This is a genomic window from Pseudomonas lyxosi, assembly GCF_047758685.1.
GTDB lineage: Bacteria > Pseudomonadota > Gammaproteobacteria > Pseudomonadales > Pseudomonadaceae > Aquipseudomonas > Aquipseudomonas lyxosi.
In genome coordinates this window covers 6554819-6577075 of record NZ_CP180481.1, presented here as the reverse complement: position 1 = coordinate 6577075, position 22257 = coordinate 6554819, and the positions used below count along the sequence as shown (strand labels likewise).

Below are 22257 nucleotides of genomic sequence, written 5' to 3'. Positions count from 1 at the left end.
TACAGGGAGTAACGCCAATGCTGCGATTGCCCGTGTAACTGTAGGAGCTGCCGAAGGCTGCGATCTTGGCGGTCTACAGGTCAATGCCTTCCGATCTCCATCAAAAACCGACTCAAGTCATTCGCCGTCTTGGCGTTCTTGAGCATCTGATCTTCCTCAGCCGTAAACGCCGTCAAACCCAACTCATCTTCCAGATGGAAGATCAGCTCTTCGATATCTTCTTTATCCAATCCCAATTGCGCCAGGCTCGCGTTGTCGTCGAAGTCATCCTGACCCTCCAGCAGGCGGCGGATGAAACGATGTACGACAGCACGAACGGCAGCTCTTTTCATGGTGGTTCTTCGAGGGCGTTATTATTGTTGTCCCTGGGGCTGAGTACAGCAGGCTTCAGGCGTGCAAGCGCTGCCACTCGTCAATCATCGTGCGCAAATGTTCCCCGGAAAAACTCCCGAAATGCCCGCCGTGCACCGTTCGAATCGGCAACTCGCGCAAACGCTGCAGGCTGTGGGCGTAGTCGTCGAGGTTGGAGTGGTAGGCGTCTTCGATCAACGGCCCGTCGTAGATGATGTCGCCGCTGAATAGCGTCTCGGTCGCCGCTTCATACAGGCTGATACCGCCCGGTGAATGCCCCGGCGTGTGCAGCACTTGCAGCGTGCGGTTGCCCAGATCCAGCACGTCGCCTTCTTCGATCAAACCTGTGGCTGGTGCGGCTTTGACCCGGTATTCGGCGTAGCACAACGGGCAATCGGGGTGAGCCTCGAACATGTCGTCGCCGACAAAGGCTTTGCTCAAATCGTTGTCGCCGTCGGGGGCAGCGAGGATGTCCGCCTCAGCCGGATGCACCAGCCGTTCGGGGAATTCGTGATGACCGGCGATGTGGTCGAAATGGCAATGACTGGCCACGGCTACCAGCGGCCGTTCGGTGATCCACGGCAGTTGCTCGCGCAGGCTGACCAGCCCGGAACCGCTGTCCAGTAGCAAGTCCTTGTCGCGACCCTGGATGTGCCAGAGGTTGCAGCGATAGAAGGGGCGGATGTAAGGCTCGTGAATCAGGCGAATGCCGTCACTGAGCTGTTTCACCTCGAACCATTGATCGCGGCTGACGATCTTCATAAACGATTTTCTCCAGACGAAAAAAAACGGGTGTGGCAACCGACGCCACACCCGTCGAAGAAAGCATCAAGTCGTTATGTTCAGCTTAGGCGGCTCTGGCTACCACTGCAGGGCGAGGGGACAGCAAGCTGACCACCACGAAACTCACCAGACCTACGCCGAGGCTGTAGTAGATCGGGGTGTTGGCATCCAGACCGTCTTTGAACATGAACAGCAACGCTGTGGCGAAGCCCATGCCCATGCTGGCGATAGCGCCGGCGGTGTTTGCGCGTTTCCAGAAAATCGCACCGATCAGCGGGATCAGCATGCCGCCCACCAGCAGGTTGTACGCCAGGGTCAGGGCGCTGATCACGTCATTCACGACCAGAGCGATGCCGAGTACCACGATGCCGGTCAGCAGGGTGAACAGGCGGTTGATGCCCAGAGTCGACTGTTTACCGCCGCGCAGTTTCGGCAGCAGGTCTTCGGTCAGGGTGGTGGCGGCGGCGAGCAGGCCGGCGCTGGCGGTGGACATCATGGCCGCCAGGGCAGCCGCAATCACCAGGCCACGGATACCGTCCGGCAGGGACAGTTTGACGATGGCGGCGAAGGCGTTGTTGACGTTGTCCAGGTCCGGGATCAGCACATGAGCGGCCATGCCGATCAGGGCGCAGGCCAGTCCGTAAAGGATGCAGTAGAAGCCTGCGAATGTACCGGCGACCTGAGCCACTTTGGCGCTCTTGACGGTGAACACACGCTGCCAGATGTCCTGGCCGATCAGGATCCCGAAGAAGTAGATCATGAAGTAGGTGATGATGGTGTCCCAGCCAATCGTGGTGAAGCTGAAGGCGGTGGCCGGCAGTTTCAACACCAACTCATCCCAACCACCGACGCGGTATAGGCAGATTGGCAACAGGATGAACATCAGGCCCACGGTCTTGATCACGAACTGGACGATGTCGGTCAGGGTCAGGGACCACATGCCGCCGATCGCCGAATAAATCACCACCACGCCACCGCCGACCAATACGGACAGCCAGAACGGCAGGTCGAACAGCACTTGCAGCACAGTGCCAATGGCCAGGATCGAAACCACGCCGATCATCAGCGCGTACGCCAGCATGATCACCGCGCTCGCGGAGCGGGCCATCGGGTTGTAGCGTTTTTCCAATACCTGGGTAACGGTGTAGATCTTCAGTTTCAGCAGCGGTTTGGCGAGGAACAGGTTCAGCGCGACGATCCCGCAACCCAGTGCTGCGCAGAGCCAGAAACCGGAGATGCCATGGACGTAGCCCAGGCGTACGGTGCCGACGGTGGACGCGCCGCCCAGAACGGTGGCGGCCATGGTGCCCATGTACAGGCTCGGGCCGAGGTTACGACCGGCGACCAAAAAGTCTTCGTTGGTCTTGGCCTTGCGCATGCCGTAGTAGCCGAGTATCAGCATCGCGGCGGCGTAGATGAGTACGACGAATAAATCCAATGCCATGATGGCGTGTCTCCGATTGTCTTTTTTATGTGAGGCGAAAATCAATCCCTTGTGGGAGCGAGCTTGCTCGCGATTCAGGCGCTGCGGTCTCTCAGAGACACCGCGTCATCGTTCATCGCGGGCAAGCCACGCTCCCACAGGTAATGCGTTTAATCAGGCGACTTGTCGCACCGCTGGTTTAGCGAGCGCCGTGCCCTTGCTGCGTGGATCGTTTGGACCGAACACCGCGGCCGATTCCGGGAACAGGCTCAACAGCGCCAGGTACACCAGCGACGCCAGGCCAAGGGTGACCGGCAAGCTGATGTCGATGCCGCCGGCCAGTTCACCGAGCGGACCCACGAACTGCCCAGGCAGGTTCACAAAGCACAAGCCCACCGCAGCACTCGGGATCCAGGCACCCAGCCCACGCCAGTTCCAGCCATGGGTGAACCAGTAACGACCACCTTTCTCGCCGCGGGTGAACACTTGCAGGTCGTCCGGGCAGTAGAAGCCGCGACGCACCAGCAGGCCGATGATCATGATCACCATCCAAGGAGTGGTGCAGGTGATGATCAGCACGGCGAAGGTCGATACGCTCTGCACCAGGTTCGCTGCAAAGCGCCCGATGAAGATGAAGGCAATCGACATCACACCGATCAGCAGAGTGGCCTTGACCCGCGACAGTACCCGTGGGAACACGCTGGACATGTCCAGCCCGGTGCCATAGAGCGAAGTGGTGCCGGTGGACATGCCGCCGATCACCGCGATCAGGCACACCGGCAGGAAGAACCAGCTCGGCGAAACGGCCAGCAGGCCGCCGACGTAGTTGTTGGCGGCGATGTAGTCCGGCGCCTTGATCGCTACGATGGTGGCGGTGGCGAGGCCGAACAGGAACGGGATGAAGGTTGCGATCTGCGAGATCACCACGGCGGCCATGATGCGGCGCTTGGAGGTGTCACGCGGGATGTAACGCGACCAGTCACCGAGAAACGCGCCGAAGGAAATCGGGTTGCTCATCGCCACCAGCGCCGCGCCGATGAAGGCCGCCCAGAAACCCGGTTGACCCATGCTGACGGTGCCGGCGTAGTTCACATCGAACGGACCGACGAAGGCGAAGATGCCCAGCAGGAACAACAGGCTGGCACTCCACACCGCGATCTTGTTGACCCACAGCAGGAAGCGGAAGCCGTAGATGCAAACGGTCAGCACCAGGATCGCGAACAGACCGTAGGCCAGGCCCAGGGTCAGGTCGGTTTCCGGAAGTCCGATCAGGCGTTTGGCGCCACCGATCAGCGCATCACCCGAACTCCACACCGAGAGCGAGAAGAAGGCGATGGCGGTCAACAGCGACAGAAACGAACCGACGATCCGCCCGTGCACGCCGAAGTGCGCACCGGAAGACACTGCGTTGTTTGTGCCATTGATCGGGCCGAACAGGCCCATGGGCGCGAGGATCAGCGAGCCCAGCAACACACCCAGCACAATCGCCCAGACGCCCGCCTGAAAAGACAGGCCGAACAGTACCGGGAAACTGCCGAGCACGGCGGTGGCAAAAGTGTTGGAACCACCGAAGATCATCCGGAACAAATCCGTCGGGCCTGCGGTGCGTTCGCTGTCCGGGATCTGTTCGACCCCGTAGGTTTCAATGTGCGTAAGGCTTTGGTCTTTGTTGTTGTTATTCATGATCAGCTCCGATCATAAAGGCGCGCTCATCGTGTGTGAGCGTCACCTGTTTGGCTAAGGGGTTGGCAGCCCTTCCGGCATCGCGGACAAATGTTCGTGGCAGGCCAGCCATAGGCCTTGTTGTTGTCGGCGAAACACAATCGTCTCGCGCTCCTGGCTGAAGTGTTGCTCCCCTTGCATGCGCAGCTCGGTGGCCACGTCATGGATGAAAATCGCCACGTCACCCTGCAGGCTGACGAAGGCGTTGCTCGAGGTGCACGAAAGCACCTCGAAGTCATCCTCCGAGCGCCAGGTGTCCCACAACGCCTGATAGGCATCGCGCGACAGCAGGGGCTGTTCGAGGGTGTAGAACACGAAGCTGGCATCGGCGCTGAAGGCGCCGAAGTAGGCTTCGCGATCGTTACGGGCAAAGGCGGTTACCAGATCGGCAGCGGCCTTGAGTACCTGATCACGTTCGTTCACGACCAATCCTCAGCGGTGGACCACGCCAGGCAGTACGCAGAGCATTTCGTACAGCAGGTTGGCGGCCAGCAGCGAGGTGTTGCCGGTGGTGTCGTAAGCGGGCGAGACTTCTACCAGATCGCAGCCGACCAGGTCGAGGCCTTGGCAACCGCGAACGATTTCAATCGCCTGAATGGTCGTCAGACCACCGATTTCCGGGGTGCCGGTACCTGGTGCCCACGCTGGATCGATGCCGTCGATGTCGAAACTCAGGTACACCGGACCGCCGCCGACTTTCTCGCGAACTTCGGCCATCAGCGGTGCCAGGGATTTGTGCCAGCACTCTTCGGCCTGAACCACACGGAAGCCCTGGTTGCGGCTCCAGTTGAAGTCGTCAGCGGTGTAACCCTGAGCGCGCAGACCGATTTGCACCACGCGGTCCGGATCCAGAAGGCCTTCTTCGACAGCGCGACGGAAGGTGGTGCCGTGGGCGATTTTCTCGCCGAACATGTGGTCGTTCACGTCGGCGTGAGCGTCGATGTGCACCAGGCCGACCTTGCCGTGCTTCTTATGAATCGCACGCAGGATTGGCAGGGTGATGGTGTGGTCGCCGCCGAGGGTCAGGGGGATCACATTGTGTTCGAGGATTTTGTGGTAGGACTCTTCGATGATCCGTACGGCGTCCAGCAGGTTGAACGTGTTGATCGCCACGTCACCGATGTCGGCAACCGACAGCGAGTCGAACGGTGCAGCGCCGGTGGCCATGTTGTACGGGCGGATCATCACCGATTCAGCGCGGATTTCGCGAGGTCCGAAACGGGTGCCTGGGCGCAGCGAGGTGCCGATGTCCAGCGGGACGCCAACGAAGGCAGCATCCAGACCGGCAGCGGTTGGCACATGGGGGAGTCGCATCATGGTGGCGATGCCGCCGAAGCGCGGCATTTCATTGCCGCCCAGTGGTTGGTGAAGAATCTTGTCCACGGGTAAGGCCTCATCGTCGTTGTTTTATTTATGTCGGTTGCGCCGTTCACGGAAGTGACGGGCACCGCTGTGGGCCGATTCTGCGAAATGTAGTGGCCGGGAAGAATCGCTACGGGCAAATACTTAGTTCAGATTTTTCTAAACTAATGGCTTGGGCGACGATAGACTTGATACCGATCGTTCCCACGCTCTGCGTGGGAACGCATCCCGTGACGCTCCGCGTCACACCGTCGAAGCGGACGCAGAGCGTCCAAGGCTGCATTCCCACGCAGAGCGTGGGAACGATCTATGGAGTCACCATGGCCAACGCATTACCCGACCTGAAACTGTTGCGCATCTTCGTCAGCGTGGTTCGCCATCAGGGGTTTGCCAACGCCCAGCAAGAGCTCAACCTCTCGACCTCGGCCATCAGCACTTACATGAGCCAGCTCGAAGCCGCCCTCGGTCTGGTCCTGTGCCATCGCGGCCGGGGTGGTTTCAGCCTGACCAGCAAGGGCGAGCTATTCCACCAGGAAACCCTGCGCCTGCTCGGCGAACTCGAAGGCTTCGAGCAATACGCCGCGGCGCTCAAGGGCGAACTGCGCGGCACCTTGAACCTCGGCGTCATCGACTCCACCGTCAGCGACAAGGCCTTGCCCTTCGCCGAAGCCATTGGCGCTTACAGCCAGGAACACCCGGCCGTGCATTTGCACCTCTCGGTGATGAGCCCTTACGAGCTACAACTCGGCGTGCAGGACAACCGTCTCGACCTGGCCATCGGCGCGTTCTCCACGCGCATGAGCGGTCTGGTCTACATGCCGCTGTACCGCGAACAACACTGGTTGTATTGCAGCAGTCGTCATCCGCTGTTCACCGAGCGGCGCATTCCCGAGCAAGTCATCACTCAGCAACGCATGGTTGGCCGCGGCTACTGGAGCCAGGCGGAACTGGCGCGCCACGGTTTCAAGCACAGCGCGGCGACGGTGGAAAGTATGGAAGCGCAGCTGATTCTGGTGCTGTCCGGTGCCTACATCGGTTACTTGCCGGAGCATTACGCCCAGGCGTGGGCTGACAAGGGCGATCTGCGGGTGCTGCTGCCGGCGACCTTCGGCTATCAGGCGCCGTTCTCGATGATCGTGCGTCGTGGCCGCAGCCGCGAGCCGTTGATCCAGACCTTCCGCGACCTGCTCAAAGCGCAACTGAATCAGGCTTGAAAAAATGTCCAGAATCCAATGTCCGCGCTGCCTGCGCCCGCAAACTCACTGTTTGTGCCCGCTGATTCCGAGCCTCGACAGCCGCACCCGAGTGCTGTTGTTGCAGCATCCCAGCGAAGTGAACCATGCGCTGAACACCGCGCGGTTGGCGGCGTTGGGGTTGAAGAATGCCGAGTTGATAGTTGGCGAGGTGTTCGAGGATTTGCCAGCGTTGTTGAATCAACCGGGCTATCAGGCGCGGCTGCTTTTTCCTGCTGATGATGCGCAGCCGTTGCAGGCTTACACGCAAAATGATGAACCGATGTTGTTGGTGGTTCCGGACGGCACCTGGCGCAAGGCGCGCAAGATGCTGCACCTCAATCCGTTGTTGGCTGCGTTGCCGAGGGTGACGTTGGCGCAGGGCGCGGTATCGAGATATCGATTGCGCAAGGCACCGGGGCCGGGTGCGTTGTCGACGGTGGAGGCGATTGTTCAGGCGTTGCAGACCCTCGAAGCACCAACCTCTTTTGAGTCGTTGTTAAAGCCATTCGAAGCACTGATCGAGGGGCAAATTGCGGCGATGGGGGAGGAGGTTTTTCAACGTAATCATGGGCCGAAATGATCATTGCCTGTGCGGGCCTCATCGCGAGCAAGCTCGCTCCCACATTTTTGATCACCGCAGCCCCCTGTGGGAGCGAGCTTGCTCGCGATGGCGATAGAACAATCACAGAAAATCCCGGCCAGAGACTACCGTTCGCGCATCGCCTCGGTCCGGGCTTTGAGCACCGGTTTGAGCAGATAATCCAGCACGCTTTTCTCCCCGGTGATGATGTCCACCGTCGCCACCATCCCCGGAATGATCAGCAACGGCTTCACATCCCCGCCCAAATGATTCTTATCCGTCCGCACCTGAATCAAATAAAAGCTGTTGCCCTTGTCATCCGTAATCGTGTCCGCCCCAATCAACTCCAGCTTCGCACTCAGCCCCCCATAAATCGTGTAGTCGTAAGCACTGAACTTGACCATCGCTTTCTGCCCCGGGTGCAGAAACGCTACGTCCTGTGGCCGGACCTTGGCTTCGATCAGCAAGTTGTCTTCAATGGGCACGATTTCCACCATGTCGCTGCCCGGCTGGACCACGCCGCCGATGGTGTTGACCTTCAGCACTTTGATAATCCCGTGCACCGGCGACACCACCGTGGTGCGGGTTACGCGGTCATCGATCGCAATGCTCGATGCCGTGATTTTCGACAGGTCGGTGCGTTTTTCATTCAGCTCTTTCGCCGCGTCGGAGCGGAAGGATTGTTCGGACTCATCAATCTTGCTTTTGATCTCATTGATCGCCGATTCCGCACGGGGAATCGCCAGGGTCGTGGCGTTCAATGAACCGCGAATCTCCACCGCACTGCGTTTGAGTCGCAAGATTTCCACCGGCGAAACCGCCCCGGTGCCCACCAGCGGCGCGGACATGTTCATCTCTTGTTGCAGCAATGCCAGGCTTGAACTGAATTGGCCTTGTTTGGAGCGGAACTCTGCCAGTTCCTGGGTTTTTTGCCGGAGTTGCTCACTCAGGGTGCGCTGTTCGCTGGCCAGTCGACGCTGCCGTTGCTCGTACAGCGAGCGCTCGTCTTCGGCCACTTGCGGCGCCTTGGCGATCACTTCGGGAGACAGACTGAACGGCCGGCCTTCCGCTTCGGCCGACAGCCGTTCGACCTGCGCGGTCAGCGCATATCGATCCGCCTCGCTTTCGCCCTTGTTCGACAGGAATCGAGTGTCATCGAGGCGCAGCAAGGTGTCGCCCTTGTTCACCATTTGCCCTTCGCGAACGAAGATCTCAGTGACGATGCCGCCCTCCAGGTTCTGGATCACTTGAACCTTGCTCGACGGAATCGCCTTGCCTTCGCCCATGGTCACTTCCTGCAGCACCGCGAACTTGGCCCAGACCAGCGCCGAGATCAGCAACCCAGCCGCCAGCCACACGGTGATCCGCGACAAGCGCGGGGAGTCCTGCAATGCGGCGCCGGCGGTTTCTGGCATGTATTCGCTTTCCGCGCTTTTGCTGAAACTGCCGAAGTAGCCGCGATCCTTTGAAACGTCGGATGATGAACGGGCCATGGCTAGCTCCTAGACAGCCGCAGAGCCGACACGGCCCTTGCGCAGTGCATCGATAACCACTTCTTTCGGACCGTCGGCGACGATCCGCCCGTTGTCCAGCACCACCAGCCGATCCACCAGGCTGAGCATCGAGGTGCGGTGGGTCACCAGCAGCAGGGTTTTGCCCTGGACCCAGCGGTGGAGTTTTTGCCGCAGAACGTCTTCGCTGCTGTTGTCCATGGCGCTGGTGGGTTCGTCGAGCAACATGATCGGCGGATCCAGCAACAACGCGCGGGCCAGCAACACCGCCTGACGTTGCCCGCCGGACAGCAGTTGTCCGCGTTCACCCACCGGGCGGTCGAAGCCTTGCGGATGCTGACGCGCAAGCTCAGTGACGCCGGTCAGTTCGGCGACTTCGAGCATCCGTGAATCGCTGATGTAGCGGGCGCCGAGGGTCAGGTTGTCGCGCAGGCTGCCGGCCAACAGCGGCAGGTCATGGGCGACGTAACCGATTTGCTGGCGCAGGTCGGCGACGTCCAGTTGCCGCAGGTCCAGGCCATCGAGCAGCAGCTGGCCTTCTTCCGGTGCGTAGAAACCCATCACCAGCCGCGCCAGCGTACTTTTGCCCGAGCCGCTGCGACCGATGATGCCGATCCGCTCGCCGGGTTTCACGCTGAAGCTGATGTTGGCCAGGGCCGGAGCGTTCTGGCCGTTGTAGTGGAACGTCACACTGCTGACGTCTATCGCGCCTTGCAGTTGCGTGCGCTCCAGCGGCCGTTGTTTGGCATCGCGTTCCTGCGGCAAGGACATCAGCGCATCGGTGCTTTTCATGGTCAGTTGCGCTTGCTGATAGCGGGTGATCAAACCGGCAATCTGCCCCAGCGGCGCGAGCACCCGGCTGCCGAGCATGTAGGTCGCCACCAGCGCGCCGACGCTGAGGTTGCCGGCGATGATGCTGTAGACCCCGGCGACGATGGTCGCCATGCCGGAGAATTGCTGGATGAACAGCGTGCCGTTGGTGGCCAGCGCCGAGAGGTTGCGGGCATGGCTGTCGAGGCGGGTGAGGGCGCCGTGGGTGCTTTCCCATTTGTGCTGGCGTTCGCTTTCGGCGCTGCAGGCCTTGAGGGTTTCCAGGCCGCCGAGGGTTTCAATCAGCAACGCCTGGCGTTCGGCGCCCAGGGTCAGGCTTTTCTGTACGGTGTCGCGCAGGCGCACCTGGATCACCATCGCAAAGATGATCGTGATCGGAAACGCCAGTAACGGAATCACCACCAGCCAGCCGCCGAGCAGGCCGATCACCACCAGCATCAGCACGGCAAAGGGCAGGTCGATCAGGCTGGTGAGGGTCACGGCGGTGAGGAATTCCCGCAGGCCCTGGAAGTCATGGATGCTTTGGGCGAAACCACCAATGGTCGCCGGCCGCGCTTTCATCGCCATGCCGGTAATGCGTTCGAACAACGTGGCCGAAAGGATCACGTCGGTTTTCTTCCCTGCGGTGTCCAGCAGGTGCGCGCGGACCACCCGCAACACCAATTCGAAACCGGTGCCGATCAGCAAGCCGATGGACAGTACCCACAACGTCGACGTGGCCTGGTTCGGCACCACTCTATCGTAGGTCTGCATCACGAACAGCGGCACCATCAACCCCAGCAGGTTGATCAGAAAACTCGCCAGAATCGCATCGCTGTACAGCCACTTCGACAGCTTCAAGGTGTCGCGAAACCACGCCTCAACCCGCGGCACCAGCGGCGAACGCAAGTCTTCGAGTTCATGCCGTGGCCGCGCGAACAAGGCCTGGCCGCTGTAATTCTCGGCCAGTTCATCGCGGCTGACCCATTGCTCACCGCCGTCGGCTTCGCTGGGCAGAATCAGCAACTGACCGTCATCGCCGAAACGTCGCAGAATGGCAGTCCGGCCGTTGTTGAGGATCAGCATCACAGGCAGGTTGAGGGCGGAAATATCCGCCAGTTCACGGCGCAGCAATCGCGCCTGCAAACTGGCCCGGGCCGCTGCGCGAGGCAGCAGGTCCAGGCTCATACGTTGTTTGTTCAGGGGGAGCCCGGCACTCAGGCTGGCGCGACTGACCGTCGCGCCGTGGAGTTTGCAGAGGATCAACAGACCGTCCAGAAGCGGGTCATCGAAGCTCAGGCGCGGATCGACACCGATGTTGCCGGGTTCCATGCTGGTCACATTGATCTCTCCACAGGCCTACTTCAGTTCAGGCAAACGGGCTTCGTTTTTTACTTCCGTGGAGGCGATCGCATCGGCGGGCAACACCACCCGTTGTTTGCTCAGTAACTGACCCATGTTCGCCAGCACGCGGTACATCGAGAACTCCTCGGTGTAGCGCACTTCGGTGTAGCGGCGGTTGGCGTTGTAGAGCTCGTTTTCACTGTCCAGCAGGTCGAGCAGGGTGCGTTGGCCGAGGCCGAACTGGTCCTGATACGCCACGCGCACACGTCGGCTGGTATCCGCGTATTCGCGGGCAGTCGGGGTTTGTTTCTTGGCATTGACCATGGCGTTCCAGGCCAGGTGAATGTTCTCGTTGAGTTGGCGCAGGGCGTTGTTGCGGATGTCCATCGCCTGGTTGATCTGGTGCGCATCGGAGGCCAGGCGAGCCTTGTCGCTGCCACCGCGGAACAGGTTGTAGTTCATCACCACGCCGACTCGCCATTCGTTGTCGTGGCCTTCATCGCCCTGCACGTTGTTGTTCGCACCCACGGCGGCTTCGGCGTCGAAGCGAGGGTAGAACGGCGACTTGGCAACTTCGTACTGGCTCTCGGCCGATTGCACATCGGCCTGGGCGGATTTCAGGTACGGGTTGTTTTCCACCATGCTTTGCTGGGCTTCCTGCAAGGTGGCGGGCAGTTCGCCGCGGGTCGAGGGCGGGGCTTCGAGTTCATCGGGCAGGCGCCCCACGACGGCGTAGAAGTTCGACTCGGCATCCGCCAGATCGACTTCAGCGGTATCGAGGTTGTTTTGCGCCAGTGCCCGGCGAGCGACGGACTGGTCGGAGTCGGCGGTGCTACCGATACCACGCTGGGTGCGCAGACCGATCTGATCGTTGACCCGCATGTGAGCTTGCAGATTGTTCGTGGCCAGGGTCACCAGTTCGCGGCGCTTGAGCACTTCGAGGTAGACCTCGATGGTGCGCAGGGCCAGATCCTGAGCGGTGCCCTGAGCGTAATAGGCCCGGGAATTGACCACGCCCTTGGTGCGCTGGACTTCGTTGGAGGTATTGAAACCATCGAAGAGCATCTGCCGCAGACGCAATTCCGATTGGGTGTAGGTCAGGATTTCGGTGTGGTGATTACCGAATGCCCGGGTGCTGGTGTTATCGCTGTACCCGCGCCCGTACGCGGCATTCAGATCAACCGATGGATAAAATCCTCCCTTGGCGACTTTCACTAGCTCATCGGCCGAGAGGCGACTGTCTACACGCGACGCCAGCTCCGGGTGGGTCGCGATGGTGCTTTGAATCGCCTCCGTCAATGACATGGCTTGAGCCTGAGAAGTGCAGGCCATGGCCAGCAGAATTGCGCTGCAGAGGGGGGTTAATACGCGCATGGGTGCCTCTCCCTGATTCCTAATGGTGCTTATTAGTCGCCAAATATTTGACGGCATTTATAGTGAAAACCGTTTCATGCTTGTAACAACAGAGCTAAGAACATTCTGGGGAAAAGCATAGAAGAATTTTTCATAAGGCTTATGCCAAAAAAAACTTATGCGCTCCGTAAAATCCAGCACATTGTTCACTGCGAAAGCCCTTGATTTATGAGCGTTAGGGCGCTCGACGGGGTTTGAGGAAAGTTCCAAACCACATATCGACTTAGGGCGGGGAAGTGCTGGAGGGGAGGGAAGCGGACGGTTTTGAGGTGACGGTTTTTTGTCACTTTAGTGGATCAAAACCGTTACGCATCGCTCAAAGGATGACTTGTTGCGCAAGTGGATCCCGATGCCATTGATTGCAGAGGGTTTTTATCCCGCAGCAGACACGTCGCCCGCGAGCGGCACGCTTGGCGAGAACGGCGCCAGGGCAGCGGCTTACTTCAGGTAACCGCTGCCAGCAGGCGATTCCGTCAGGCAACCCGTTGAAGCCAGGAGCACGTTCTTCGCAAAAACAGGATGCCGACAGCGGTTGGCAGCGGAGGAAGTGCACATGGCTACGCTCATCGGTATTGTCAGTAAGGTCATTGGTCAGGTGTTCGCGGTTGCGAGCGATGGCACCCGACGCGCGCTGGTCGAGGGGGACCGGCTATTCGCCGGCGATCAACTGGTCACCGGGGCCGAAGGCGCGGTGGCGGTGAATCTGCAGAATGGCCAGGAACTGACCCTCGGGCGTGGCAGCAGTATGGAGATGACGCCCCAGTTACTCGCGAATCAAACACCCCATGTAGAGACCGCTGAAGCGGTGACGCCGACTCAGGCGCAACTGACCGATGTCGAGCAACTGCAAAAAGCGATCGCTGCCGGCGACGACCCGACCCAGACCGCAGAAGCCACGGCGGCCGGACCGGGTTCGACCGGCGCACCTGGTGCACTGGGTGGCGGCCACACGTTTGTCATGCTTGAAGAGGTGGGCGGGCGGGTCGATCCGATTATTGGTTTTCCTACCGCAGGCTTCAACGGCATTCCCGAATTTCCCCTGGAGCGTCTGGCCGGAAACCCGGACAACGGAGACAACGGAGACAACGGAGACAATGGTGCTGGCGGTGCTGGCGGTGCAGGCGGTTCGGGTGGTTCAGGAGGTTCAGGAGGTTCAGGAGGTTCAGGCGATCTTCCTGTAACACCGGTTGTTCCTGTGACACCGGTTGTTCCTGATGTACCGAACAATCCGGTGACCCTCACCGGCCTGTCGGTGGCAGGGGGGGAACTGACCCTCAATGAGGCCAACCTGGCCGACGGTTCGGCCCCCAATCCTGGGGCACTGACCAAGACCGGCACGTTCAGCGTGTCTGCTCCTGACGGGCTGACCAGCCTGAGCGTCGGTGGGATCAACGTGATCAGCGGTGGCGTTGCCGCAGGCTTCCCGCAATCGATCACCACCCCGTTGGGCAACACCCTGACAGTCACCGGCTACAACCCGGCCACGGGGGTTGTGAGTTACAGCTACACCCTCAACGACAATGAAACCCATCCGACTGGTGACGGTACCAACAACCTCAGCGAACACTTCACCGTGGTGGCCGGCGACAGCAATGGCGATACCACCACCGGTTCCCTGGACGTCAACATCACCGACGACGTGCCCAAGGCATTCGATGACAGCAACGCCAGCACCGCGTCGGAAACCCTGGTGACCCTGACCGGCAGTGTGCTGCCCAACGACGTTCAGGGCGCTGATCGCATTCCTTCCGGACCCGAGAGCGGGCCAGTGGTTGGCGGCACTTTCACCGGTAAATACGGCACCCTGGTACTCAACGCCAACGGCACATACACCTACACCCTGAACACCAGCGACGCCGACTTCAAAGCCTTGCACGCGGGTGGCGCCGGGACCGAAACCTTCACTTACACCCTGACCGATGCCGACGGCGACAACAGCACTGCCAAGCTTGTGCTGAACATCCATAACAACGATGACCCGGTCACGATAGGCGGCCTGAACGTCGAAGGCGGCGAACTCACCGTCTACGAAAAAAATCTCGCCTACGGCAGCGATCCTGATGCCCCGGCCCTGACCCAGAGTGGCACCTTCACCGTCAACGCACCGGATGGCCTGCAAACCCTGACCGTGAGCGGCGTCACGGTGGTCAGCGGTGGGGTGGCGGTAGGTTTCCCGCTATCCGCCACTACCTGGACGGGCGCTACCTTCACCATCACCGGTTACGACCCGGCCACGGGCGTGGTGAGCTACAGCTACACCCTGAATTACGACAGCGACCACCCCAATGCCGATGGCGCCAACAGCATCTACGAGAACTTCGACGTCATTGCCACCGATGCCGACGGCAGCACGGCGACCGGGCAAATCAACGTCAACATCGTCGATGATCTGCCGACCGCCAACCCTGACTCGGCCTCAGTCGCAGAGGGCGGCATCGTCAGCGGCAGCGTGCTGGGGAACGATGTCACCGGCGCCGATGGCCCCGCCGCAGGGGGCGCGGTGGTCGGCGTGCGTGCCGGTTCCGACACCTCCACCCCGGTCATTGGCGGCCTCAACAGCCAGATCAATGGCACCTACGGTTACCTGACGCTGGACGCCAACGGCAACGCGGTCTACCACAGCAACCCGAACGCCGTGAGCGGTCCCGGTGCGACCGACGTGTTCACCTACACCGTGCGCGATGCCGACGGTGACCAAAGCACCACCACCATCACCATCGACGTGATCAACAGCAGCATCCAAGCGGTCAGCGACAGCGACGTGACCGTCTACGAAAAAGCCCTCGACCTGAACCAGGATGGCCAGGATCTGGCGCCCGGCACCGTTACCGGGAGCCTGCCGGGCAATACGGGCGAAACCGCCAGTGGCACGCTGGTCGGTTCGGTCAGCGGCGCGGTCGGTGCGATCACCTACACCCTGGTCGGCAGCGCCACCGGCACCTTCGGGCAGATCCTGCTCAATCCCGATGGCTCCTACACCTACACGCTGACCTCGGCGCCAAGCACCACGCCGCATGCGAACGACGGTGCCAACACCGTGAGCGAAAGCTTCACCTACCAAGCCACCGACTCTTTGGGCAACAGCACCACCAGCACCATCGTGGTCAAGATCGTCGATGACCTGCCGACTGCCCATGCCGACGAGACTTCGGTCGCCGAAGGCGGCACCGTCAGTGGCAACGTGCTGTGGAACGACGTCGGCGGCGCCGATGGCCTCGCCGCAGGAGGCGCGGTGGTCGGCGTGCGTGCCGGTTCCGACACCTCGACCCCGGCCGTTGGCGGCCTCAACAGCCAGATCAATGGCACCTACGGTTACCTGACGCTGGACGCCAACGGCAACGCCGTGTACCACAGCAACCCGAACGCCGTGAGCGGTCCCGGTGCGACCGACGTGTTCACCTACACCGTGCGCGATGCCGACGGTGACCAAAGCACCACCACCATCACCATCGACGTGATCAACAGCAGCATCCAAGCGGTCAGCGACAGCGACGTGACCGTCTACGAAAAAGCCCTCGACCTGAACCAGGATGGCCAGGATCTGGCGCCCGGCACCGTTACCGGGAGCCTGCCGGGCAACACGGGCGAAACCGCCAGTGGCACGCTGGTCGGTTCGGTCAGCGGCGCGGTCGGCGCAATCACCTACACCCTGGTCGGCAGCGCCACCGGCACCTTCGGGCAGATCCTGCTCAATCCCGATGGCTCCTACACCTACACGCTGACCTCGGCGCCAAGCACCACGCCGCATGCGAACGACGGTGCCAACACCGTGAGCGAAAGCTTCACCTACCAAGCCACCGACTCTTTGGGCAACAGCACCACCAGCACCATCGTGGTCAAGATCGTCGATGACCTGCCGACTGCCCATGCCGACGAGACTTCGGTCGCCGAAGGCGGCACCGTCAGTGGCAACGTGCTGTGGAACGACGTCGGCGGCGCCGATGGCCTCGCCGCAGGAGGCGCGGTGGTCGGCGTGCGTGCCGGTTCCGACACCTCGACCCCGGCCGTTGGCGGCCTCAACAGCCAGATCAATGGCACCTACGGTTACCTGACGCTGGACGCCAACGGCAACGCCGTGTACCACAGCAACCCGAACGCCGTGAGCGGTCCCGGTGCGACCGACGTGTTCACCTACACCGTGCGCGATGCCGACGGTGACCAAAGCACCACCACCATCACCATCGACGTGATCAACAGCAGCATCCAAGCGGTCAGCGACAGCGACGTGACCGTCTACGAAAAAGCCCTCGACCTGAACCAGGATGGCCAGGATCTGGCGCCCGGCACCGTTACCGGGAGCCTGCCGGGCAATACGGGCGAAACCGCCAGTGGCACGCTGGTCGGTTCGGTCAGCGGCGCGGTCGGTGCGATCACCTACACCCTGGTCGGCAGCGCCACCGGCACCTTCGGGCAGATCCTGCTCAATCCCGATGGCTCCTACACCTACACGCTGACCTCGGCGCCAAGCACCACGCCGCATGCGAACGACGGTGCCAACACCGTGAGCGAAAGCTTCACCTACCAAGCCACCGACTCTTTGGGCAACAGCACCACCAGCACCATCGTGGTCAAAATCGTTGATGACCTGCCGACTGCCCATGCCGACGAGACTTCGGTCGCCGAAGGCGGCATCGTCAGTGGCAACGTGCTGTGGAACGACGTCGGCGGCGCCGATGGCCTCGCCGCAGGAGGCGCGGTGGTCGGCGTACGTGCCGGTTCCGACACCTCGACCCCGGCCGTTGGTGGCCTGAACACTCAGATCAATGGCACCTACGGTTACCTGACGCTGGATGCCAACGGCAACGCGGTCTACCACAGCAACCCGAACGCCGTGAGCGACCCCGGTGCGACCGACGTCTTCACCTACACCGTGCGCGATGCTGACGGTGACCAAAGCACCACCACCATCACCATCGACGTGATCAACAGCTGCCTCAGCGCGGTCAGCGACAGCGACGTGACCGTCTACGAAAAAGCCCTCGATCTGAACCAGGACGGCCAGGATCTGGCGCCCGGCACCGTTACCGGGAGTCAGCCGGGCCACACGCTTGAAACCGCCAGTGGCACCCTGGTCGGCTCCGTCAGCGGCGCGGTCGGCGCAATCACCTACACCTTGGTCAGCAGCGCCACTGGTACCTACGGCCAAATCCTGCTCAATCCCGATGGCTCCTACACCTACACGCTGACCTCGGCGCCCAGCACCACGCCGCACGCCGACGATGGCGCGAATACCCTCAGCGAAAGTTTCACTTACAAAGCCACCGACGCCCTGGGCCATTCCACCACCAGCACCATCGTGGTCAAAATCGTCGATGACCTGCCGACCGCCAACCCCGACGCGGCCTCGGTCGCGGAGGGCGGCATCGTCAGTGGCAACGTGCTGTGGAACGACGTCGGCGGCGCCGATGGCCTCGCCGCAGGAGGCGCGGTGGTCGGCGTACGTGCCGGTTCCGACACCTCGACCCCGGCCGTTGGTGGCCTGAACACTCAGATCAATGGCACCTACGGTTACCTGACGCTGGATGCCAACGGCAACGCGGTCTACCACAGCAACCCGAACGCCGTGAGCGACCCCGGTGCGACCGACGTCTTCACCTACACCGTGCGCGATGCTGACGGTGACCAAAGCACCACCACCATCACCATCGACGTGATCAACAGCTGCCTCAGCGCGGTCAGCGACAGCGACGTGACCGTCTACGAAAAAGCCCTCGATCTGAACCAGGACGGCCAGGATCTGGCGCCCGGCACCGTTACCGGGAGTCAGCCGGGCCACACGCTTGAAACCGCCAGTGGCACCCTGGTCGGCTCCGTCAGCGGCGCGGTCGGCGCAATCACCTACACCTTGGTCAGCAGCGCCACTGGTACCTACGGCCAAATCCTGCTCAATCCCGATGGCTCCTACACCTACACGCTGACCTCGGCGCCCAGCACCACGCCGCACGCCGACGATGGCGCGAATACCCTCAGCGAAAGTTTCACTTACAAAGCCACCGACGCCCTGGGCCATTCCACCACCAGCACCATCGTGGTCAAAATCGTCGATGACCTGCCGACCGCCAACCCCGACGCGGCCTCGGTCGCGGAGGGCGGCATCGTCAGTGGCAACGTGCTGGTGAACGACTTCAGCGATGCCGATGGGATTGGGGTGGTCGGCGTGCGTGCCGGTTCAGACACCTCGACCTCGGCCATCGGCGGCCTCAACAGCCAGATCAATGGCACCTACGGTTACCTGACGCTGGATGCCAACGGCAACGCCGTGTACCACAGTAACCCGGACGCCGTGAACGGTCCCGGTGCGACCGACGTGTTCACCTACACCTTGCGCGATGGCGATGGCGACGAGAGGACCACCACCATCACCATCGACGTGAACAATAGCTGCATCAGCGACAACGACCTGGCCAGCCCGGTGTTGCCGGTCATTGCGAACGCGCCACCGGTGGCGGTCGATGACCACATCATCACCAACGTGCTGTCAGGCAACATCGTAGTACCGGACGAGTTGTTGCTGACCAACGACACCGATCCGAATGGCGATCCGCTGACCGCTTCGCCGACCACCGTCAGCACCGGTTGGATTGCCAAAGGCGCGGACTTCATCGGCACCCATCAAAACTTCAGCTTCACCGGCGGTAACGCGCAGGCGGTGACCCTCGCCCGCAGTGCATTCGTCGCCAACACGGCAGCCATGACGGCAGTGTTGGTAGTCAGCGGGGCGCTGGGAGCGGTCAACAACCCCCACGATGAGGACCGCATCACCGTCGACCTCAAACAGGGTGAAACCCTCAACCTGGACCACAACCTGGCGGCCGGTCATGTCGCCATGGAGTACTCAATCAACGGCGGCGCATGGATCGCCCTCGCGGACGGGCAAACCCTCACCGCAACGTCGGACAGCACCTACCAGATCCACATCACCAACATCGACAACGGCGGTCCGGGCAACAGCGGGAAGGGGGCAGAAAACTACCAGCTGACCATGACCGTCAACTACGCCGGTGCCCACGACATCGCGCCAGATGCCCACGGCACCTACGCCGCCAACGACAGCCATGGCGGCAGCGACAACGCCGCCGTGACCATCACCTATCAGGACGGCCACACCCTCACCGGTACGGCGGGCGATGATGTACTGGTGGCGGGTGCCGGTAACAACGTGATCAATGCCGGCGACGGCAACGACGTGCTGACCGCAGGTTCCGGCAACAACGAAATGCACGGCGGCGCCGGCAATGACTTGCTGTTCAGCGGTGCGGGCAACGACCTGCTCGACGGCGGCACCGGCGTCGACACTGCGAGCTATGCGCACGCGACGGCCGGCGTCACGGTCAATCTGGGCGTGCTCGGTGCGCAGAACACCGTGGGCGCCGGGACCGACACCCTGACGGCGATCGAAAACCTGACCGGCTCAAACTTCAACGACTCGCTCACCGGCGGCGACCACAGCAACATCATCAACGGCGGCCTGGGTAATGACATGCTCAACGGCGGGGGCGGCGACGACTTCCTGATCGGCGGCCTGGGCAACAACACCCTCACCGGTGGCAGCGGTGCCGACACCTTCCAGTGGCTCAAAGGCAACAGCGGCCACGACGTGGTCACCGACTTCACGCCGGGCATCGACAAACTCGACCTGTCGCAACTGCTGCAAGGGGAAAACAGCACCGCGGCGTCGCTGGATGACTACCTGCAATTCAAAGTCACCGGCAGCGGCGATTCACTGGTCACCAGCATCGACGTCAGCGCCATGGCTGGCGCCGCGCCGAATCAAACCATCGACCTGGCGGGTGTGAATCTGGCCAGCCATTACGGCGTAACGCCGGGGGCGGGTGGGGTGATTGCCGGTGGGCACGATACGGCGACGATTATCAACGGGATGTTGAATGATCATTCGTTGAAGGTGGATACGGTGTGATCTGAAACAACAAAACCCTCCATCCCTGTTAAAGGGGATGGGGGTTTTTTTTGTTGTCCGTAGCATCGCTATCGCGAGCGTGCTCGCGATGAACGATAACGCGGTTCATCTGATGAACCACGATCCCTGCGGCGAGGGAGCTTGCTCCCGCTGGGTTGCGAAGCGGCCCCAAACTCTGCGCACGCGGTGCCGCTGACCAAACCTTTGTGGCGAGGAGGTAAGCACCCTCGTCACAAGTCCCTCGCTAGTCCTGCGGATCGATGTTGTCCAGCGCCCGATTCACCGCCAGCTCCCCCAGCATGATGATTTGCGCAATACCCAACAGGGAATTGCGACTCGGCCCCTCCATATGATCCGCCAGATCCATGGTCATGACATTGGCCGAGGCCAGCGACTCGCAAGCGTGGGCCAGCAGGGTTTCGGTATCGAGCTCCGGATTGACGATGAACATCGTGCCGGGTGTGCGCGGGGTGGCTTTGATGTGGGCAGACGGGTTGAGGTAGTGGTCGAGCGCGCGGTCGGCGGCTTCGTTGAATTTTTTCGAGTCGGGGGTTTCGTAGGGGGAAACGTCGTCGGTTTCGGGTGGGTTGGGTGTGATTTTGAACATGGTGAAGCTCCTTGATCATTGGAGCCGTCGCCCATCGCTGCTAAACGAAAAGGGTGGCGGCTGTACGCGGGTTAGCAGACCAGGGATCAAGGAACCCGGCGCACCGAAGTGCCCCACGCAAAGCCGCCATAACGCAGACCAACTGACGAAAACACTGTCGGTTGTTCAGAGGCGGCACTGACGTGCCTTGATATTCTCCGAGCTGCTAAACCCGATCGCTGAATTGGCAGCGACCCGGAAACAATAGAGACCCGGTACAAGGCGCACAAGCCGGCGGATTCTGGCGGAGTTGTAGGTAACGACGCAAGGTTGTGTAGCCTCAGAGAGTATCTTGAGGTGTCCATTAAACATCGCTGTTGAATCCTCAATTGGGGGATGTTTTCAGAGGCACGCAGACAAGGAGTGGCGGATAGCAGTGGAAAAAGGCAAGTGCGCGGTTTTCTGAATCTCCTCGTCAAAAAACGTCTGCAAACCTTCGATTTCCGGATCTTCTATAAACATGTCCATAAGGGCTTGGGCGGTGTCCCGATATGGGCGAACGGCTTCCCGTCTCATTTGACGAAGCGCACCGTTTTGAGCATTGAGATTGAAGATGCGCAGGGTTTCCGCAGCTCTATGACGAGAGACGTCATCAATGCCTGCTCGCACGGCAATGGTGCCGTCGCTGACAAAAACGAAGTAATCATCAGGGTTATCGTCATCTGGTTTTATCAGAACTCGGTGATCATATTTGCCGCACCTGTCTTTGAATTTTCCACACGACTCTTCACGATTACATGAGCCGAATAGATTGCTCCAGGCAAACGTTCCTTGAGGAAATCTGTCCCGCTGTCGGAAATGTTCCAGGTGTGCGTTGCCGCGATTGCTTATATCGGCTTCGCAATAGGCACAGCGAGAATCGTGCACCGACTTCAGGTGATTCCAGATTTGCCCGCGCTCCTCCCGAGTGGGCGAATTCAATGACCAGTTGTGAACACCGTGTTGGTAGCGGGTCAGGCAGCGCGGTCCTTCACCCCGAACAAGCTTGTGCATGTACCTGCTTCCTTCGCTTACTAATTCGTCTGTTGTTTACGCTTGAATGCTTGCAGCCTAATCAGACGTTCGCAGTCCAGCATGTCGGGATGTTGAGTCCCGAAATGTGCATCAAGATATTTACGCAGCACCCAACCATCTTCTGACTCCTGTAAATCCTGCTGAA

The 22257-nt window shown here is 61.0% G+C and carries 14 protein-coding genes; 3 read left to right on the top strand and 11 right to left on the bottom strand.

What is annotated here, in order from left to right; translation table 11 throughout:
• Nucleotides 1–80: 80 nt before the first annotated feature.
• The 6 genes from ACMXYI_RS30170 to speB all read right to left on the bottom strand — a co-directional run bounded on the left by ACMXYI_RS30170 (nucleotide 81) and on the right by speB (nucleotide 5662).
• A complete protein-coding gene (locus ACMXYI_RS30170; protein WP_415770743.1) occupies nucleotides 81–332 on the bottom strand; it encodes an acyl carrier protein in 252 nt (83 codons plus the stop codon).
• Nucleotides 333–387: 55 nt separating this feature from the next.
• Nucleotides 388–1113 (bottom strand): MBL fold metallo-hydrolase, encoded by a 726-nt coding sequence (locus ACMXYI_RS30165; RefSeq protein ID WP_415770741.1) that lies wholly within the window; start codon nucleotides 1111–1113, stop codon nucleotides 388–390.
• Nucleotides 1114–1198: 85 nt separating this feature from the next.
• On the bottom strand, nucleotides 1199–2578 hold the full coding sequence (locus ACMXYI_RS30160) for a sodium:solute symporter (RefSeq protein ID WP_415770739.1): 1380 nt from the start codon (nucleotides 2576–2578) through the stop codon (nucleotides 1199–1201).
• Between the two features lie 153 nt (nucleotides 2579–2731).
• On the bottom strand, nucleotides 2732–4240 hold the full coding sequence (locus ACMXYI_RS30155; RefSeq protein ID WP_415770737.1) for a purine-cytosine permease family protein: 1509 nt from the start codon (nucleotides 4238–4240) through the stop codon (nucleotides 2732–2734).
• Nucleotides 4241–4294: 54 nt separating this feature from the next.
• Complete coding sequence (locus tag ACMXYI_RS30150; protein ID WP_415770735.1) at nucleotides 4295–4702, bottom strand: YybH family protein; 408 nt, start codon at nucleotides 4700–4702, stop codon at nucleotides 4295–4297.
• Between the two features lie 9 nt (nucleotides 4703–4711).
• Nucleotides 4712–5662, bottom strand: a complete 951-nt coding sequence (gene speB, locus ACMXYI_RS30145) for an agmatinase (RefSeq protein ID WP_008153224.1) — start codon at nucleotides 5660–5662, stop codon at nucleotides 4712–4714.
• Between the two features lie 299 nt (nucleotides 5663–5961).
• Here speB and ACMXYI_RS30140 point away from each other — a divergent pair, with 299 nt between their 5' ends.
• The gene (locus ACMXYI_RS30140) at nucleotides 5962–6855 is read left to right on the top strand and encodes a LysR family transcriptional regulator (protein ID WP_007945995.1); all 894 of its coding nucleotides are present in this window, start codon (nucleotides 5962–5964) and stop codon (nucleotides 6853–6855) included.
• A 4-nt stretch (nucleotides 6856–6859) separates the two neighbouring features.
• Nucleotides 6860–7456: a tRNA-uridine aminocarboxypropyltransferase gene (locus tag ACMXYI_RS30135; protein ID WP_415770733.1), complete on the top strand. Its 597-nt coding sequence runs from the start codon at nucleotides 6860–6862 to the stop codon at nucleotides 7454–7456.
• A gap of 125 nt (nucleotides 7457–7581) precedes the next feature.
• Here the strand turns inward: ACMXYI_RS30135 and ACMXYI_RS30130 are convergent, their stop codons facing one another.
• From ACMXYI_RS30130 to ACMXYI_RS30120, 3 genes are read right to left on the bottom strand one after another with little or no spacing between them, the layout of a single operon-like run.
• Nucleotides 7582–8949 carry an HlyD family type I secretion periplasmic adaptor subunit gene (locus tag ACMXYI_RS30130; protein ID WP_415770731.1) on the bottom strand — a complete coding sequence of 456 codons (1368 nt, stop codon included), beginning with the start codon at nucleotides 8947–8949 and terminating at the stop codon, nucleotides 7582–7584.
• 9 nt (nucleotides 8950–8958) lie between these two features.
• Entirely contained in the window at nucleotides 8959–11118 is a 2160-nt protein-coding gene (locus ACMXYI_RS30125; RefSeq protein ID WP_415770729.1) for a type I secretion system permease/ATPase, read from the bottom strand.
• An 18-nt stretch (nucleotides 11119–11136) separates the two neighbouring features.
• The gene (locus ACMXYI_RS30120; RefSeq protein WP_415770728.1) at nucleotides 11137–12495 is read right to left on the bottom strand and encodes a TolC family outer membrane protein; all 1359 of its coding nucleotides are present in this window, start codon (nucleotides 12493–12495) and stop codon (nucleotides 11137–11139) included.
• Between the two features lie 592 nt (nucleotides 12496–13087).
• On the opposite strand from ACMXYI_RS30120, the gene ACMXYI_RS30115 reads away from it, so the two are divergent.
• Nucleotides 13088–20452 (top strand): retention module-containing protein, encoded by a 7365-nt coding sequence (locus ACMXYI_RS30115; protein ID WP_415770726.1) that lies wholly within the window; start codon nucleotides 13088–13090, stop codon nucleotides 20450–20452.
• Nucleotides 20453–20696: 244 nt separating this feature from the next.
• Here ACMXYI_RS30115 and ACMXYI_RS30110 read toward each other — a convergent pair whose 3' ends face one another.
• Both ACMXYI_RS30110 and ptuB read right to left on the bottom strand, forming a co-directional pair.
• On the bottom strand, nucleotides 20697–21059 hold the full coding sequence (locus ACMXYI_RS30110; protein WP_415770725.1) for a DUF6124 family protein: 363 nt from the start codon (nucleotides 21057–21059) through the stop codon (nucleotides 20697–20699).
• Between the two features lie 381 nt (nucleotides 21060–21440).
• Complete coding sequence (gene ptuB / locus ACMXYI_RS30105) at nucleotides 21441–22091, bottom strand: retron Ec78 anti-phage system effector HNH endonuclease PtuB (protein ID WP_415770723.1); 651 nt, start codon at nucleotides 22089–22091, stop codon at nucleotides 21441–21443.
• Nucleotides 22092–22257 lie beyond the last annotated feature (166 nt).

Bases quoted from the DNA above. Each gene is read 5' to 3' on its own strand.
- ACMXYI_RS30140 (WP_007945995.1), top strand. From the start codon at position 5,962: ATGGCCAACGCATTACCCGACCTGAAACTGTTGCGCATCTTCGTCAGC.
- ACMXYI_RS30130 (WP_415770731.1), bottom strand. From the start codon at position 8,949: ATGGCCCGTTCATCATCCGACGTTTCAAAGGATCGCGGCTACTTCGGC.
- ACMXYI_RS30165 (WP_415770741.1), bottom strand. From the start codon at position 1,113: ATGAAGATCGTCAGCCGCGATCAATGGTTCGAGGTGAAACAGCTCAGT.
- ACMXYI_RS30135 (WP_415770733.1), top strand. From the start codon at position 6,860: ATGTCCAGAATCCAATGTCCGCGCTGCCTGCGCCCGCAAACTCACTGT.
- ACMXYI_RS30155 (WP_415770737.1), bottom strand. From the start codon at position 4,240: ATGAATAACAACAACAAAGACCAAAGCCTTACGCACATTGAAACCTAC.
- ACMXYI_RS30120 (WP_415770728.1), bottom strand. From the start codon at position 12,495: ATGCGCGTATTAACCCCCCTCTGCAGCGCAATTCTGCTGGCCATGGCC.
- ACMXYI_RS30110 (WP_415770725.1), bottom strand. From the start codon at position 21,059: ATGTTCAAAATCACACCCAACCCACCCGAAACCGACGACGTTTCCCCC.
- ACMXYI_RS30115 (WP_415770726.1), top strand. From the start codon at position 13,088: ATGGCTACGCTCATCGGTATTGTCAGTAAGGTCATTGGTCAGGTGTTC.
- ptuB (WP_415770723.1), bottom strand. From the start codon at position 22,091: ATGCACAAGCTTGTTCGGGGTGAAGGACCGCGCTGCCTGACCCGCTAC.
- ACMXYI_RS30160 (WP_415770739.1), bottom strand. From the start codon at position 2,578: ATGGCATTGGATTTATTCGTCGTACTCATCTACGCCGCCGCGATGCTG.
- ACMXYI_RS30170 (WP_415770743.1), bottom strand. From the start codon at position 332: ATGAAAAGAGCTGCCGTTCGTGCTGTCGTACATCGTTTCATCCGCCGC.